This is a genomic window from Streptomyces sp. NPDC048718, assembly GCF_043198875.1.
In the GTDB taxonomy this organism is placed as follows: Bacteria; Actinomycetota; Actinomycetes; order Streptomycetales; family Streptomycetaceae; genus Streptomyces.
Map to the genome: position 1 here is coordinate 354,979 of NZ_JBICVG010000005.1, position 13,823 is coordinate 368,801.

The 13,823-nt window shown below is 74.4% G+C and carries 11 protein-coding genes; 8 read left to right on the top strand and 3 right to left on the bottom strand.

What is annotated here, in order from left to right:
* Positions 1–32: 32 nt before the first annotated feature.
* Positions 33–1,097: a mechanosensitive ion channel family protein gene (locus ACGFRB_RS12220; RefSeq protein ID WP_393242554.1), complete on the bottom strand. Its 1,065-nt coding sequence runs from the start codon at positions 1,095–1,097 to the stop codon at positions 33–35.
* Between the two features lie 297 nt (positions 1,098–1,394).
* Here ACGFRB_RS12220 and ACGFRB_RS12225 point away from each other — a divergent pair, with 297 nt between their 5' ends.
* Complete coding sequence (locus ACGFRB_RS12225; protein ID WP_361234141.1) at positions 1,395–1,967, top strand: HNH endonuclease; 573 nt, start codon at positions 1,395–1,397, stop codon at positions 1,965–1,967.
* A gap of 150 nt (positions 1,968–2,117) precedes the next feature.
* On the opposite strand, the gene ACGFRB_RS12230 is transcribed toward ACGFRB_RS12225, so the two are convergent.
* Positions 2,118–5,465: a beta-N-acetylglucosaminidase domain-containing protein gene (locus tag ACGFRB_RS12230; RefSeq protein ID WP_393242258.1), complete on the bottom strand. Its 3,348-nt coding sequence runs from the start codon at positions 5,463–5,465 to the stop codon at positions 2,118–2,120.
* A gap of 262 nt (positions 5,466–5,727) precedes the next feature.
* Between ACGFRB_RS12230 and ACGFRB_RS12235 the strand changes: the two genes are divergently transcribed.
* Genes ACGFRB_RS12235 through ACGFRB_RS12245 form a run of 3 tightly spaced genes read left to right on the top strand, consistent with a single transcriptional unit; the run spans position 5,728 to position 8,580 of the window.
* Positions 5,728–5,946: a hypothetical protein gene (locus tag ACGFRB_RS12235; protein ID WP_393242261.1), complete on the top strand. Its 219-nt coding sequence runs from the start codon at positions 5,728–5,730 to the stop codon at positions 5,944–5,946.
* A 1-nt stretch (position 5,947) separates the two neighbouring features.
* On the top strand, positions 5,948–8,329 hold the full coding sequence (gene malQ, locus ACGFRB_RS12240; RefSeq protein ID WP_393242264.1) for a 4-alpha-glucanotransferase: 2,382 nt from the start codon (positions 5,948–5,950) through the stop codon (positions 8,327–8,329).
* Between the two features lie 20 nt (positions 8,330–8,349).
* Positions 8,350–8,580 carry a hypothetical protein gene (locus tag ACGFRB_RS12245; RefSeq protein WP_393242267.1) on the top strand — a complete coding sequence of 77 codons (231 nt, stop codon included), beginning with the start codon at positions 8,350–8,352 and terminating at the stop codon, positions 8,578–8,580.
* Positions 8,581–8,707: 127 nt separating this feature from the next.
* Here ACGFRB_RS12245 and ACGFRB_RS12250 read toward each other — a convergent pair whose 3' ends face one another.
* The gene (locus tag ACGFRB_RS12250; protein ID WP_393242270.1) at positions 8,708–9,274 is read right to left on the bottom strand and encodes a MarR family winged helix-turn-helix transcriptional regulator; all 567 of its coding nucleotides are present in this window, start codon (positions 9,272–9,274) and stop codon (positions 8,708–8,710) included.
* Between the two features lie 193 nt (positions 9,275–9,467).
* Here ACGFRB_RS12250 and ACGFRB_RS12255 point away from each other — a divergent pair, with 193 nt between their 5' ends.
* From ACGFRB_RS12255 to alc, 4 genes are read left to right on the top strand one after another with little or no spacing between them, the layout of a single operon-like run.
* Complete coding sequence (locus tag ACGFRB_RS12255; protein WP_393242273.1) at positions 9,468–10,568, top strand: EamA family transporter; 1,101 nt, start codon at positions 9,468–9,470, stop codon at positions 10,566–10,568.
* Between the two features lie 4 nt (positions 10,569–10,572).
* The gene (locus ACGFRB_RS12260) at positions 10,573–11,502 is read left to right on the top strand and encodes a DMT family transporter (protein WP_363006570.1); all 930 of its coding nucleotides are present in this window, start codon (positions 10,573–10,575) and stop codon (positions 11,500–11,502) included.
* 10 nt (positions 11,503–11,512) lie between these two features.
* Positions 11,513–12,532 (top strand): LysR family transcriptional regulator, encoded by a 1,020-nt coding sequence (locus ACGFRB_RS12265; protein ID WP_393242277.1) that lies wholly within the window; start codon positions 11,513–11,515, stop codon positions 12,530–12,532.
* Between the two features lie 58 nt (positions 12,533–12,590).
* Positions 12,591–13,814 (top strand): allantoicase, encoded by a 1,224-nt coding sequence (gene alc / locus ACGFRB_RS12270; protein ID WP_393242280.1) that lies wholly within the window; start codon positions 12,591–12,593, stop codon positions 13,812–13,814.
* Positions 13,815–13,823: the final 9 nt, after the last annotated feature.

A 13,823-nucleotide genomic window follows, 5' to 3' on the forward strand; every position in this document is an offset into this window, starting at 1 on the left:
GTGCGTACGGCTGCGGCTATGGCGTCCTGTTGCTACTTGCTCGGCTTCGGGAGCGGGGACGCCGCCGCCGACTGGGGGGAGGACAGGGAGCCGAAGACGGACGGGGCGTTCATGCCGGCCGTGGGGTCGGCCTTGGCGGGGGTCACGTCGAGAGGGAGGCCGCCGACGATGCTGATGCCCTCGGCGTCGAGTGCGCGCTTGACGCGCCAGCGCAGTTCGCGTTCGACGCCGAGCCGGGTGCCCGGCATGGTCTTCGCGGCGACGCGCAGCGTCATCGAGTCGAGCAGCACCTCGGTCAGGCCGAGTACCTCGACCGGGCCCCACAGGCGCTCGTTCCACGGCTCGTCCTTGGACATCGCCTCCGTGGCGGTCACGATCACCTCGCGGACGCGGTCGAGGTCCTCCGTCGGGCGGACGGTGATGTCGACGGCGGCCGTCGCCCAGCCCTGGCTGAGGTTGCCGATGCGCTTGATCTCGCCGTTGCGGACGTACCAGATCTCGCCGTCCGCGCCACGCAGCTTGGTCACCCGCAGGCCGACCTCGATGACCTCGCCGGACGCGACGCCCGCGTCGATGGAGTCGCCGACGCCGTACTGGTCCTCCAGGATCATGAAGACGCCGGACAGGAAGTCGGTGACCAGGTTGCGCGCGCCGAAACCAATGGCGACACCGGCGACACCGGCGGAGGCGAGCAGCGGCGCCAGGTCGATCTTGAAGGCGCCGAGGATCATCAGCGCGGCCGTGCCGAGGATCACGAACGAGGCGACCGAGCGCAGCACCGAGCCGATGGCCTCCGAGCGCTGACGGCGGCGCTCGGCGTTGACGAGCAGACCGCCCAGGGCCGTGCCCTCGACCGCCTGCGCGGACCGGTTCATGCGGTCTATCAGCTTGGTCAGGGCCTTGCGGACCAGCATCCGCAGGGTCAGGGCGACGATCAGGATCAGGACGATTTTGAGGCCGGTGTTCAGCCAGGTGGCCCAGTTCTGCTCCACCCAGCCGGCGGCGTCCGTGGCGCGTTCGGCGGCCTCGTCCAGGGTCACCGGAACGGACTGCTGGTCGTCGGCGGGCGGTGGCGGCGGGGCGGCGAGCCAGGACACGGGGGACAAAGGGGGACCTCCAAACAGGCGTACGCAATCCCTCCACAGTAACGGGGGACCGTACGGGCGCCCCGGACCGTGTGTGCGGAGTGCGCGGGGGTGGGCACAGGACGTACTCGGGGTGTACAAGCGAAGACGGGCACGGGCCGGGGACGACTCCCTGATGCCCGTGGATGTGGCCGAGAACACCTCGCGGGCTTTCCTTCAACGTGGTGGCGTACGGACCGGGCATGAGGGGAGACTGGGATCAGTTTCGTCCCGGCGCGAGCCACGCGCCGCCGGCGTATGGGAGGCACCGTGCCGCATGTCCTGGTCCTCAACGCGTCGTACGAGCCTCTCGGCGTCGTACCGCTCCGTCGCGCACTCGTCCTCGTCCTGGAGAGCAAGGCACTCTGCCTGGAGGAGTCCGGCGCCTTTCTGCACAGCGAGAGCAGCGTGATCGCCGCGCCCAGTGTGGTGCGGCTCAAGCGTTTCGTTCGGGTCCCCTACCGGGGGCCCGTTCCGTTGACCCGCAGAGCCCTGTTCGCCCGCGACGGCGGGCGTTGCGCGTACTGCGGTGGCGTCGCAACCAGCGTCGACCACGTCATTCCGCGCAGCCGCGGGGGGACCCACGTCTGGGAGAACGTGGTGGCGGCCTGCCGCCGCTGCAACCATCTCAAGGCCGACCGGCACTTGCGCGAACTGGGCTGGCGGCTGCGGCACCAGCCCTCTCCGCCGACCGGCCTGGCCTGGCGGATCATCGGCACCGGCCATCGCGACCCACGCTGGCTGCCGTATCTCCAGCCCTATGGCGCGGACGACGCCATGGCCCGGATCGACTCGGTCGTCACCGCCCCCCAGCAACCACAGGGGGTCGTGGCGGCGAGTTGAGCCGGGCCTTTCGCGTTCGGGGGCTTCGGGAGCTTCGGAGGCTTTCGGCGGGGCGCACGCGCACGGCCGTGCGCCCCGGGACGCTGCCACGCGCCTGCCGACTGTCGACCGCTGACTACCGTCCTGCCGTCTCGCGCTCGGGTACGGCGGTCAGCCGGCGTCCGGCGCCGTCACCGCGTACGCCTCCACGGACCACAGCGAGTAGCCGTACTGGGTGGCCCGCGCGTCGCCCTGGATCCGTACGTAACGGGTGTCCGGCGCGTCGAACCGGACCGACTCCACCCCGCCCCGGCCGTCCGTGACCGTCGCGGCCGTACGCCAGGTGCTGCCGTCGGCGGAGACCTGGACGCGGTAGCGGGCGGCGTATGCGTCCTGCCAGTGCAGCACGAGGCGGCCGACCCGGGCGGGTTTCGCCAGCTCCATCTGCCACCAGGCGCCGTCCTCGGCCGGTGAGGACCAGCGGGTCGCCGGATCGCCGTCCAGGGCAAAGGCGGCGGGGAAGTCGGGCGTCTCGTCGCCGGACGAGGCGGCCATGGCCGTACGGGCCAGATCGGGGCCGCCGGTACGCGGGAACGCCCGGACCGTCAGCACCCGCTCCTGCCCGGCGAACGACACGGGGACCGCGTACGAGCCGGTCGGCACGTCCGTGCCCACCGACACCTCCAGTGGCACGGTGGTACGGGCGCCGCGCGGCACCACGGCCTCCCTGGCTCGCTCCTTCGGCAGCCGCACCGTGATGCCCTTCGGCGGGCGTACGGTGAGCGCCCCGCGCACCTCGGACGCGCGCCGCCCCGTCAGGGTGACGTCCACCCGCTGGGCCGGGCCGCCGGACTCGGCGTCCGTCTCGGTACGGGCCAGGTCGAGCCCCGCGCGCGGTTCGTCGGCGAACCACGGCACCAGCGAACGTACCCGCCCCGGCGGGCCCGTCCACACGATGCGCAGGGCGTCCGCCCGCAGCCCCTTCAGGTCCGTCTGGGTCCAGCCGGAGGCGGCGAGCGGGGCGAGCCGGCGCCAGCCCTCACCGGGCACCCGCGCCTCCAGCCGTCCGACGGGCTCGCCGGCCTTCCCGCCCTCGTTCCCGCCCTTGGTACCGGCCTCGGGGTCCCCGGGGCCCTTGGCGGGCTCGGCGGGCTCGGCGGGTGCGGCGGGCTTGGCGGGTTCGGTCATCACGGTCAGGGTGTCCAGCGGGCGGGAGCGGTCGAGGCGGAGGGTGTACGCCTGGTCCGTCGTCTGTACGGCGGCTCCCGTGCCCGGCGCCGTGCCCTCGCCCGCGTTCCCGTCCGTGCCCGTGCCCGTGCCCGTGCCCGTGCCCGCACCGGAGCCCGTGTCCGCGGTCGTACCCGTGTTCGCGGGCCGAGCGGCGGCATGCTCGCCGCCCGGCCCCCGGTCCGCGCCCGTCCAGGCCGCCGACTCCTTCGCCGCGCGTGTCAGGAAGGCGTCGAGGACGCCCTTGCCGACCGTCACCCCGCCCGGCCGCAGCCCGGCGCGCTGCCGCTCCAGTTCCAGCTGGGCCCGCCACGCCGTGGCGCCTTCGCCGCGTGCCTGGGCGAGCAGCATGTCCACGGCGGCCTCGCCCGCCGCGCCGTACCGGGCGAGCCGGTCCAGCCAGGGTCCGGCCTCGGTGCCGAGCGCGCCGCCCTGCGTGTCCTTCAGACGCGCGGGCGCCTGCCGCATGACGGTGAACGCGGCCCGCAGTTCGCGCCCCGCCTTCTCCCGCGCCGCCGCCGCGCCCTCGCCGGTGCGGGCGCGGGCCGCCCAGAAGGCGTCGAGGAGCGGTTTCAGATAGGCCGACTCTCCATGCGGGTCGAGCAGCGAGGAGGCGCCGTTGCCGGCGAGCGCGCCGAGCGCCTCGCGGGCGGCCGGGTCGGGTCCCGCGAGGTCGTCGACGGCGGCCCGCCAGGACTCCTCGGGCCGGTAGCCCTTGGCGTTCCAGGCGAAGTCGGCGACGGTGAACAGCGGCACGCGGGAGGCGGTGGCCTGCTCCATGGCGGTCGCGAGATATCCGGCGGACCCGGCGGCCACGGCCGGCTCGCGGCCGGTCGCGGGGCCGAGGAACAGCCGGTCCTGGGCGTAGTCGTTGACCGGGTAGTCGTCCATGGTGAGCAGCGGGTGGCGCAGCGCGTCGCGGGCCCCCGCCAGCTCCTTGCCGGTGATGGTGCGCGGCACCACCCCGACGCCCGTCCACGCCACCTCCACGCGCGCGTCCAGGGCGCTCGCGAGCGCGGTGCGGTAGTCGGTGGCGCCTTCCTGGTAGTACTCGGTCGGCATCAGCGACAGCGGCGCCGCGCCCGGGTGACGGGCGGCCAGATGGCGGGCGAGGGCGTTCGCCACGCGCGCGTGGGCGCGGGCGGCGGCCTCGGGGCCGCGCCCGAAGGTGTCGGCGTCGTCGGAACAGTGCCACTCGCTGTAGCTGACGTCCTGGAACTGGAGCTGGAACGCGCGCACCCCGAGCGCCCACATCGCGTCGGTCTTCTTCTTCAGCGCCGCCAGGTCCTCCTCGGAGGACAGACACATGGCCTGGCCGGGAGAGAGTGCCCAGGCGAGCGTGACGTGGTTGGCCTCGGCCCGCGCCGCCAGCTCGCGGAAGGCCGCCCGCTCCGCCGCCGGGTACGGCTCGCGCCACAGCGCGCCCCGGTACGGGTCGTCGCCGGGCGCGTAGAGGTACCGGTTCTGCTTGGTACGGCCCAGAAAGTCCATCTGGCCGAGCCGTTCGGCGGACGACCAGGGGCGGCCGTAGAAACCCTCGGTCAGCCCGCGTACGGCCGAGGTGGGCCAGTCCCGGACGGTGACGGCCGGCACGACAGCCTCCGCCCCCGCCTTCGCCCCCGTTTTCGCTCCCGCCTTCGCTCCTGTCTTCGTCTTCGACCCTTCCCCCGGACGGGTGATGAGTTGACGCAGGGTCTGTACGGCGTGGAAGAGGCCGTCCTGGCCGGCGCCGGCCAGCGCCACCGTGTCCCGGCCCGCGAAGCGGCCGGTGGCCAGCCGGTAGCCACCGGCGGGCAGATCGCCCCGCTCGCGCGCCCCGAGCGCGCGCAGGGCCGCGTCGGCGTCCGGATGCTCGTCCGTCCCCAGCCGGAGTACGGGGCCGCGCCCAGGCAGCTTCTCGTGCACCGTGCGTACGCCGGAAGCGTGAAGGAGCGCGCGCAGCGCGGAGACGGCGTGCGGGTCGGTGCCGGGTGGGGCCAAGAGGGTGACTTCGGTGCCGAGCCGAACGGCGGGCTCGCGGGTCGCGGTGAGCGACTGGGGGCGCGGCCAGACGGACGGGACGTCCCCCTGGGAGGTCCGGTCGGTCCGGTCGGTCCGGTCGGCCCGGCCGGGGGCCGTGGCGGGAGCGGGATCGGAAGGCGTGGCGGGCGTGAGGGGTACGTCGGGGAGGAACGGGGCCGCGGGTCTCGCGGGGACGGCCGAGGCGGTGCCCGGAGCGGCCCCTCCGAGCAGCCCGCCGATGATCGCCGCCGCGACGGCCGTCGCGGTCCGCTTGCTCCGCCCGACGCGCACGCGGATCTCCTCTCGCTTCCCCCCGGGTCACAAGTCGGTTACGAGCCCACCACTCGGGCCGACGGGGTGTCAATGCGGCTGGTCGATGTGTCCGCATTGCCTGGTGTGCTTTCGGCGGGGTGGCACTCTTTCGCCGGATCCCGCCGGTAAAACGGGCTGCGGGGGGTAGATCTTGTTGTGCCGACCCGCCCGGCGCCGCCTCGCGGCGCCCCGCGCCGACCCGCCCGACCCGCCCGCGCCGCCGAACGAACCGGGAGACCCCGTGACCACCACCGACCCCGCCGGCACCCCCACCCCCACCCTCGCCTCCGCCCGGATACACATCCCGGCCCAGGGCCGCACGCTGCCGCTGACCAGCGAGCCGCCCCTCGCCGACGCCGCCCCGCTCACCAGCGAACCGCCTCTGGTCGAGGCGGCACCCCTCACCAGCGAGCCCACCGTCCGCGCCGCGGCGGGAGGTTCACAGTCCCCCGGAGTGTGACGTGACCCTGGCCCGTCTCGCCGCCCTGCACGGCGTCGCCACCGAGTACGCCCCCTCGCGCGGTGTCACGGTCGCCGTGCCCGAGGCCACCGTGGTGGCCGTCCTGCGCGCCCTGGACGTCGACGCGAGCACGCCCCAGGCGCGCGCGGCGGCCCTCGAAGCGGCGGAACGGGCCGAGCGGGAACGGCTGCTCCCGCCCACCGTCGTGCTCTGGCGCGACGAGCCGAGGGAGCCGAGCCCCTCGAAAGGGCACAAGGAGCAGCGGCAGGAGCAGAAGGGGCAGGAGGAACCGGGACGGCCGGGGGTGGCGGGAGAGACCGGACAGCCGGGTCGCCGCCGGAACCACAGCGGTGACCCGGACCCCCTGGACGCCCCGCCCGGCCCCGGCATCCCGCCCGGGCCGAGCGGCCCCGGCGGCCCCCGGCCGCCGACCGGCCCGTACGCCCTCCGGCTGCCGTCCGGCACCCGCGTCACCGTCACCACCGAGGACGGCCGCACCCTCACCGGCCGCGACTGGCGCCTCCTCCCGCTCGGCGTCCACCGGCTCACCGCCCAGGCCCCCGACGGCCGCGCCGGCACCGCCACCCTGATCGTCGCCCCCGCGCGCGTACCCGTCCCGCGCGGCCGTTCGTACGGACTGCTCGTCCAGCTCTACTCGCTGCTGTCCACCCGCTCCTGGGGGATGGGCGACCTGGCCGACCTCGGGGAGCTGGCCGACTGGGCGGCCCGTACCCACGGCGCCGGATTCGTGCAGGTCAACCCCTTGCACGCGGCGGTTCCCGGGGCGCCGTCCGACCCCTCCCCGTACCGTCCCTCCTCGCGCCGCTTTCCCGACCCGGTCCATCTGCGGGTCGAGGACGTCCCCGAGTACGCGTATGTCTCCCCGGCCCGCCAGGGCGAGCTGGAGCGGATCGCGGCCGACGCCGCCGAGCTGCGCGAACGGGTACTCGACAAGGGCGCCCTGATCGACCGCGACGCGGTCTGGGAACTCAAGCGGCGCGCCCTGGAACTGGTCCACACCGTCGACCTCGGGCCCGGCCGGCGGGCCGCGTACCACGACTTCCTCGCCGAGCGCGGCCGTGCCCTGGAGGACCACGCCACCTATCAGGCCCTCGCCGAACGGCACGGCCCGCACTGGCGCCGCTGGCCCAAGGAGCTGCGCGACCCGCGCCGCGCCGAGGCGGTCGTCCGCGCCGACGCCGCGCTCGCCGCCCGCGTCGACTTCCACTGCCGGCTCGCCTGGCTGACCGACCAGCAGCTCGCCGCGGCGGCGGCGACCGCCCGCGACGCCGGCATGGCGGTCGGGATCGTGCACGACCTGGCCGTGGGCGTGCACCCGGACGGCTCCGACGCCTGGGCGCACCAGCATGTCTTCGCCGCCGGCATGTCGGTTGGCGCCCCGCCCGACGCCTTCAACGCGGGCGGCCAGGACTGGGGCCTGCCGCCCTGGCGCCCCGACGTGCTGGCCGCCGAGGGCTACGCCCCGTACCGGGGGCTGCTGCGCGAACTGCTGCGGCACGCCGGAGCGCTGCGGATCGACCACGTCATGGGCCTGTTCCGGCTCTGGTGGGTGCCGGAGGGCGGCACCCCGGACCAGGGGACGTACGTACGCCACGACGCCGAGGCCATGCTGGCCGTACTCGCCCTGGAGGCCCACCGGGCCGGGGCGGTGGTCGTCGGCGAGGACCTGGGGACGGTCGAGCCGGGGGTACGGGAGGCGCTGGCCCGGCGCGGGGTGCTCGGCACCTCGGTGCTCTGGTTCGAACGGGACTGGGCCGGGGACGGCGCGGACGGCGCGAGCGAGAGCGAGACCGGGCACGACATCGACATCGACATCGAGGGCGAGGGCGAGACCGGGGGCGCTCAGGGGAGCGGGCGGCCGCTGCGGCCGGAGGAGTGGCGGGCGGACTGTCTGGCCACCGTCACCACCCACGATCTGCCGCCCACCGCGGCCCGGCTCACCGGCGGCCATGTGACGCTGCGGCACCGGCTGGGCCTCGCGGGCGGCGACGTGGCGCGCGAGCGGGTCCGGGACGCCGCCGAGACCGCCGGGTGGCTGGGGCTGCTGACCCGGCTCGGGCATCTACCGGAGGGACCGGGCGACGAGGCCGCGGAGGTCCGCGCGTTCCACCGCTTCCTCGCGGCGACCCCGGCGCGGCTGGTCGGGGTGTGGCTGCCGGACGCGGTGGGCGACCGCCGGCCGCAGAACCTGCCGGGGACCTGGGACGCGTACCCGAACTGGCGACTGCCCCTCGCGGACCCCGAAGAACAGCCCCTGACCCTGGAGGAACTGGCCTCCTCGCCGCGCGCCCACGACCTTCTGAGGGGGCTCGCGGAGCGCTTCGGGGCTCATACGGCACCCCCGGGCGCGCGACTCGTTTAGGTGTTCGCTACTTTTGCACCGTGGACAAGAAGAACGCTCTGCGCGCCGGCGCCGTCGCGGCCGGTACGACGCTGATGATGCTGCTCATGTCGTCTCCCGCGCTCGCGCTGGTACGCGACGACGGTGACGACCCGGCCCCCAAGCTCGAGGTCGTCGACACCCTCGGCCTTTTCGTGGCCGCGCCGATCGGGCTGTTCCTGGTCATCGCCGGCCTGGTGATGCTGCTCGACAAGTCCAAGAAGAAGGCGTAAGCCTCACTCGTTCGTGACGCGAGGGCGCCGCGCGGTACACCCGTACCACGCGGCGCCCTCGCATGTCTTCATGCTCTTCGGGAGCGGTCTTTTAGGGCCCGGCTGACCCGCCGCGCCCGTACGGTCGTCAGCCCGTCGTGGCCAGCAGCTTGCGCAACAGCCCGGCCAGCTGCTCCGCCTCCTTTGGCGTGAGCGCCGCCTCGACGGCCCCGCGCTGACGGCCGAGCCCGGCGCCGACGGCCTGGTCCACCAGCGCGCGGGCCTCGTCGGTGAGGGTGACCCGCAGGCCCCGCCGGTCGTTCGGGTCGGGGTTACGGGTGATCAGCCCGGCCCGCTCCAGCTTGTCGAGCCGGCCCGTCATCCCGCCCGTCGTGATCATCAGCGTGGCGGTCAGCTCGCGCGGGGAGAGCGTGTACGGCTCGCCGGAGCGGCGCAGCGTGGCGAGGACGTCGAACTCGCCCAGGGACATCCCGTAGGGCTTGTACGCCTGGCCCATTTCCTCGCGGATCGCGGCCGAGATCCGGTTGATCCGGCCGAAGACGGCCATCGGCAGCGTTTCGAGATCCGGGCGGACGACGGCCCACTGGTCGGTGATGGCGTCGACGGCGTCGTGCTCGGGGCCGGAGCCGGCGCCGGAAGCGTGGCCGAGGCGGGTGCCGGAGCGGGCGGCCGGGCCGGGCGTGGTGTTCTCCATGAGATCAGTTTCCCCTCTCTTCCAAGTCGATGACAAGAAAGGCACTTGCACGCAAGTAGCTTAGTGCTAAGTTAATGACTGCCAAGCCGAACGGCAGGGCGGGGCAGAGGGCGCGACCCTCGCGTCCCACGCCCCCGCCCGACGGTCCGACAGCACGGCAGTCCGGCAGCCGTATCCCAGGGGGGAACCCGTCATGCCCAGCAAGGCCGCCACCGTCGCCCTGACCGCCCTGGCCCCGATCTCCTGGGGCTCGACCTACTTCGTCACCACGGAGTTCCTGCCGGCCGACCGGCCGCTGTTCACCGGACTGATGCGGGCCCTGCCCGCCGGGCTCCTGCTCCTGGCCCTCACCCGCAAGCTGCCCCGCGGTGCCTGGTGGGGGAAGGCGCTGGTGCTCGGCGCGCTGAACATCGGCGCCTTCTTCCCGCTGCTCTTCCTCGCCGCCTACCGGCTGCCCGGCGGTGTCGCCGCCGTCGTTGGCTCGGTCGGCCCGCTCTTCGTCGTCGGCCTCGCGGCCCTCCTGCTGGGCGACAAGCCCACCCTGAAGTCCCTGCTCGCCGCCATCGGGGCCGCGTTCGGCGTCAGCCTCGTCGTCCTCAAGGCGGGCGCCGCCTTCGACACGGTCGGCGTGCTCGCCGGTCTGCTGTCCGCCCTGTCGATGTCGGCGGGCACCGTCTTCACCAAGCGCTGGGGCCGCCCCGAAGGTGTCGGCGCCCTCGCCCTCACCGGCTGGCAGCTCACCGCCGGCGGCCTGCTCATCGCGCCCCTCGCCTTCCTGATCGAGGGCGCCCCGCCGGCCCTGACCGGCACCAACCTGGCCGGCTACGCCTACCTCGCCTTCGGCAACACCGCGATCTCCTACTTCCTCTGGTTCCGCGGTATCGGGCGGCTGAGCGCCTCCTCGGTCACCCTGCTCGGCCCGCTCTCCCCGATCACCGCGGCCGTCATCGGCTGGGCCGCTCTCGGCCAGGCCCTCGGCCCCGTCCAGATCGCCGGCATGCTGATCGCCTTCGGCGCCACCCTGGCCGGCCAGCTGTCCCCGCGCGCCTCCCATGCCACCCGTACCCCGCGCACCACCCGTACCCCGCGCGCCCCGCAGACCTCGCAGGCCCCCGGCACCCTCGCCGGTCCGGACGCTGCCCCGAACGGCCCCACGGGCGCGAAGGGCGTGCCGAACACGGCGGGGAACGCGGAGGGCGCGCGGGAGCGAGCCGGGGAGGAAACGTTCGGCCGTACTGAACGGAACGCTCGGGAAGTATCGATGGACCCGGAGGTTTCCGCGGTGCGACGGTAGGAGTATGAGCCCGACCGCAGCCGAGCGCTCGACCGCCACCGAGGGGCCGGCGTCCACGGGAATCCTCCCGAAGGGCGCCGGCCCCGGTGTTCTGCTCGCCCTGCTCGCCACCGTCGTCTGGTCCGGCAGCTTCGTCGTGGCCCGGGCCCTGCACGAGACCGTGCCGCCCGTCCAGAATGCCTTCTGGCGCTGGATCATCGCGATCGCCGTCGTCGCGCCCTTCGCCGCCCGCGCCACCTGGCGGCAACGGCATCTCCTGCGGCGGCACCTCGGCTATCTCGTCCTCGCCTCGCTGCTCGGCATCACCGTCTACAACACCCTGGTCAACGAGGCCGGAGAGACCACCCCGGCCGCCAACATGGGCATGATCATGGCCGCCTCGCCGGTCCTCATGGCGGTGTACGAGCGGCTCACCGGCACCCGGCTCGGCATCCGGCGCACCACGGGCATGGCCATCGCCTGCGCCGGCGTCCTGCTCCTTGTCGGCCGGGGCGGCCTCCCCACCCACTTCGGCTCGGGCGACCTGTGGATGTTCGCGGCGGCCCTCGCCTTCGCCGCGTACAGCGTGCTGCTCAAGCGCCGTCCCGAGGAGATCGACGGCGCGGTCTTCCTCCTCACCACCTTCCTGCTCGGCACGGTGATGCTGCTGCCGGTGTACGTGGTCAGCCTCGCCCTCCAGGGCGGCTTCGTCTTCGCCACCGGCACCGTCGGTCCGCTCGTCTACGTCGGGATCTTCTCCTCCGCCGTCGCCTTCTTCGCCTGGAACCGGTCCATCGCCCTCATCGGCGCCGCCCGCGCCGGGGTCGTGTACTACCTCCAGCCGGTCTGCGTCGCCCTGCTGTCCTTCGCGCTGCTCGGAGAAACCCTGGGCCTGCTCGGAGTGGGCTGCATGGTGCTCATCCTTGGCGGGGTGGCGCTCAGTTCCGCCCGATAGGTTGCCGCTCATGACCGAGTGGGACATAAAGAAGCTCCGGATCCTGCGCACCCTGCGCGATCGGGGCACCGTCACCGCCACCGCCGAGACGCTGCGCATGACCCCCTCGGCCGTCTCCCAGCAACTCACCAACCTCGCCCGGCAGCTCGGCGTCCCGCTTCTGGAGGCGCACGGCCGCCGGGTCCGGCTCACCGGGGCCGCGCATCTCGTGCTGCGGCACGCCGAGGCCGTGTTCGCCCGGCTGGAGCGGGCCGAGGCCGAGCTCGACGGACTGCTGCGGGGCGAGACTGGGCAGGTGCGGGTCGCCGCCTTCCCGACCGCCGTGCCCGCGCTCGTCGTCCCCGCCGTACAAGCCCTGCGCACTGCCCACCCCGGGCTCGACGTCCGGATCCGCGAGGCCGAGGCGGCGGAGTCGTACGACCTGCTCGCGGCCGGCGAGGCCGATCTGGCGCTCTCGCTCGCCGCCCACGCGCCGACCGCCCGGGACCCGCGGTTCAGCCGCGTACCGCTGCTCGCCGACCCGCTCGACGTCGCCCTGCCCGTACGGCATCCGCTGGCCGAGGCGCCCGGTCTCCGGCTGGCCGACCTGTCCGCCGAGCCGTGGATCTACGGCGGCTCCGAGCCCTGGTCGGAGATCACCACGGCCGCCTGCGAGGCCGCCGGGTTCGTACCGGAGCGGGCGCACAGTGCCGCCGACTGGACCGCGATCCTCGCCCTGGTCGAGGCCGGGATGGGGGTCGCCCTGGTGCCCCGGATGGCTGCCGCCGAACGGCGCACGGGGGTGGGCTCGGGCGTCGTCATGCGGGTCCTCTCCGCCGACCGGCCGCGCCGCCATGTCGTGGCGGCGGTACGGCGCGGGGCCGAGGACGGGCCCGGGGTGGCCCGGGTGCTGGCCGCGCTGCGGCGGGCGGCCGTACGCCGGGAGACGCCGCGACGGGCCGCCGAGGGAGCCGAAGGGGGAGTCGCTGGAGGGACGGGGGAGTCGGCGGGGGAGCCGGGCCGGGCGGGAGCGACGGTTCAGCGGGACTGAAAAGACCTGTCGAAAACATGCGATGGACCCGGAGGAGCGGGGGCGGCACAGTCGACGCATGAGTCTCGACGAGAGCGCAGCCCCCCAGGAACAGGACCAGGATCCCCACGAGCAAGCCCAGGCCCAGGCCCAGGCCCAGGCCCAGGCCCAAGACCAAGCCCAAGCCCAGGCCCAGGACGACGACCCGCACGCCAACGACGCCGCGCCCTACGGCGGCGGGGACCCGTACGCCGACTACCGGGCCGGCGACTTCCCGTTCACCGAACTCGTGGACCTCGCCGACCGCCGCCTCGGCGCCGGGGTCGTCGCCGCCAACGACGAGTTCTTCGCCGAACGCGAGAACCTGCTCCTGCGCGAGCGGGCGGTCTTCGACCCGGAGCGCTTCGGGCACAAGGGCAAGATCATGGACGGCTGGGAGACCCGGCGTCGCCGGGGTGCCGACGCCGGCCACCCCTTCCCGGCGCCCGGGGAGCACGACTGGGCGATCGTCCGCCTCGGCGCGCCCGGCGTGGTCCGCGGGATCGTCGTCGACACCGCCCACTTCCGGGGCAACTACCCGCAGCGGGTGAGCGTTCAGGCCACCGCCGTCCCGGGCGCCCCGAGCCCGGCCGAACTCCTGGACGCGAAGTGGGAGGAGCTGCTGCCGCCCACCCCCGTGCGCGGCCATGCCGCCAACGGCTTCGCGATCACCGCCGAGCGCCGCTACACCCACCTCAGGCTCTGCCAGCACCCCGACGGCGGCATCGCCCGGCTGCGGGTGCACGGCGAGGTCGTGCCGGACCCCGAGTGGCTGGCCGTCCTCGGCACCCTCGACCTGGTCTCGGTCCTCAACGGCGGGGTGTACGAGGATGCCTCGGACCGCTTCTACTCCTCGCCCACCCAGATCATCCTGCCCGGGACCTCCCGCAAGATGGACGACGGCTGGGAGAACCGCCGCCGCCGGGTGCGCGGCACGAACGACTGGGTACGCTTCCGGCTCGCCGCCCAGGGCACCGTCCGCGCGGTAGAGATCGACACCGCGTACCTCAAGGGCAACGCGGCCGGCTGGATCGCCCTCCAGGGGCGCGACGGCGAGACGGGCGAGTGGTTCGAGATCCTGCCCCGCACCCGCCTCCAGCCCGACACCCTCCACCGCTTCCGGCTCGACGCGCCGGCGGTCGTCACCCATGTCCGCCTCGACGCGTTCCCGGACGGGGGCGTCGCCCGGATGCGGCTGCACGGCGAACTGACGGAGGAAGGCGCGGCGCGACTGCGGGCCCGGTACGCGAGCCTGACGGGCTGACGGGTCGGT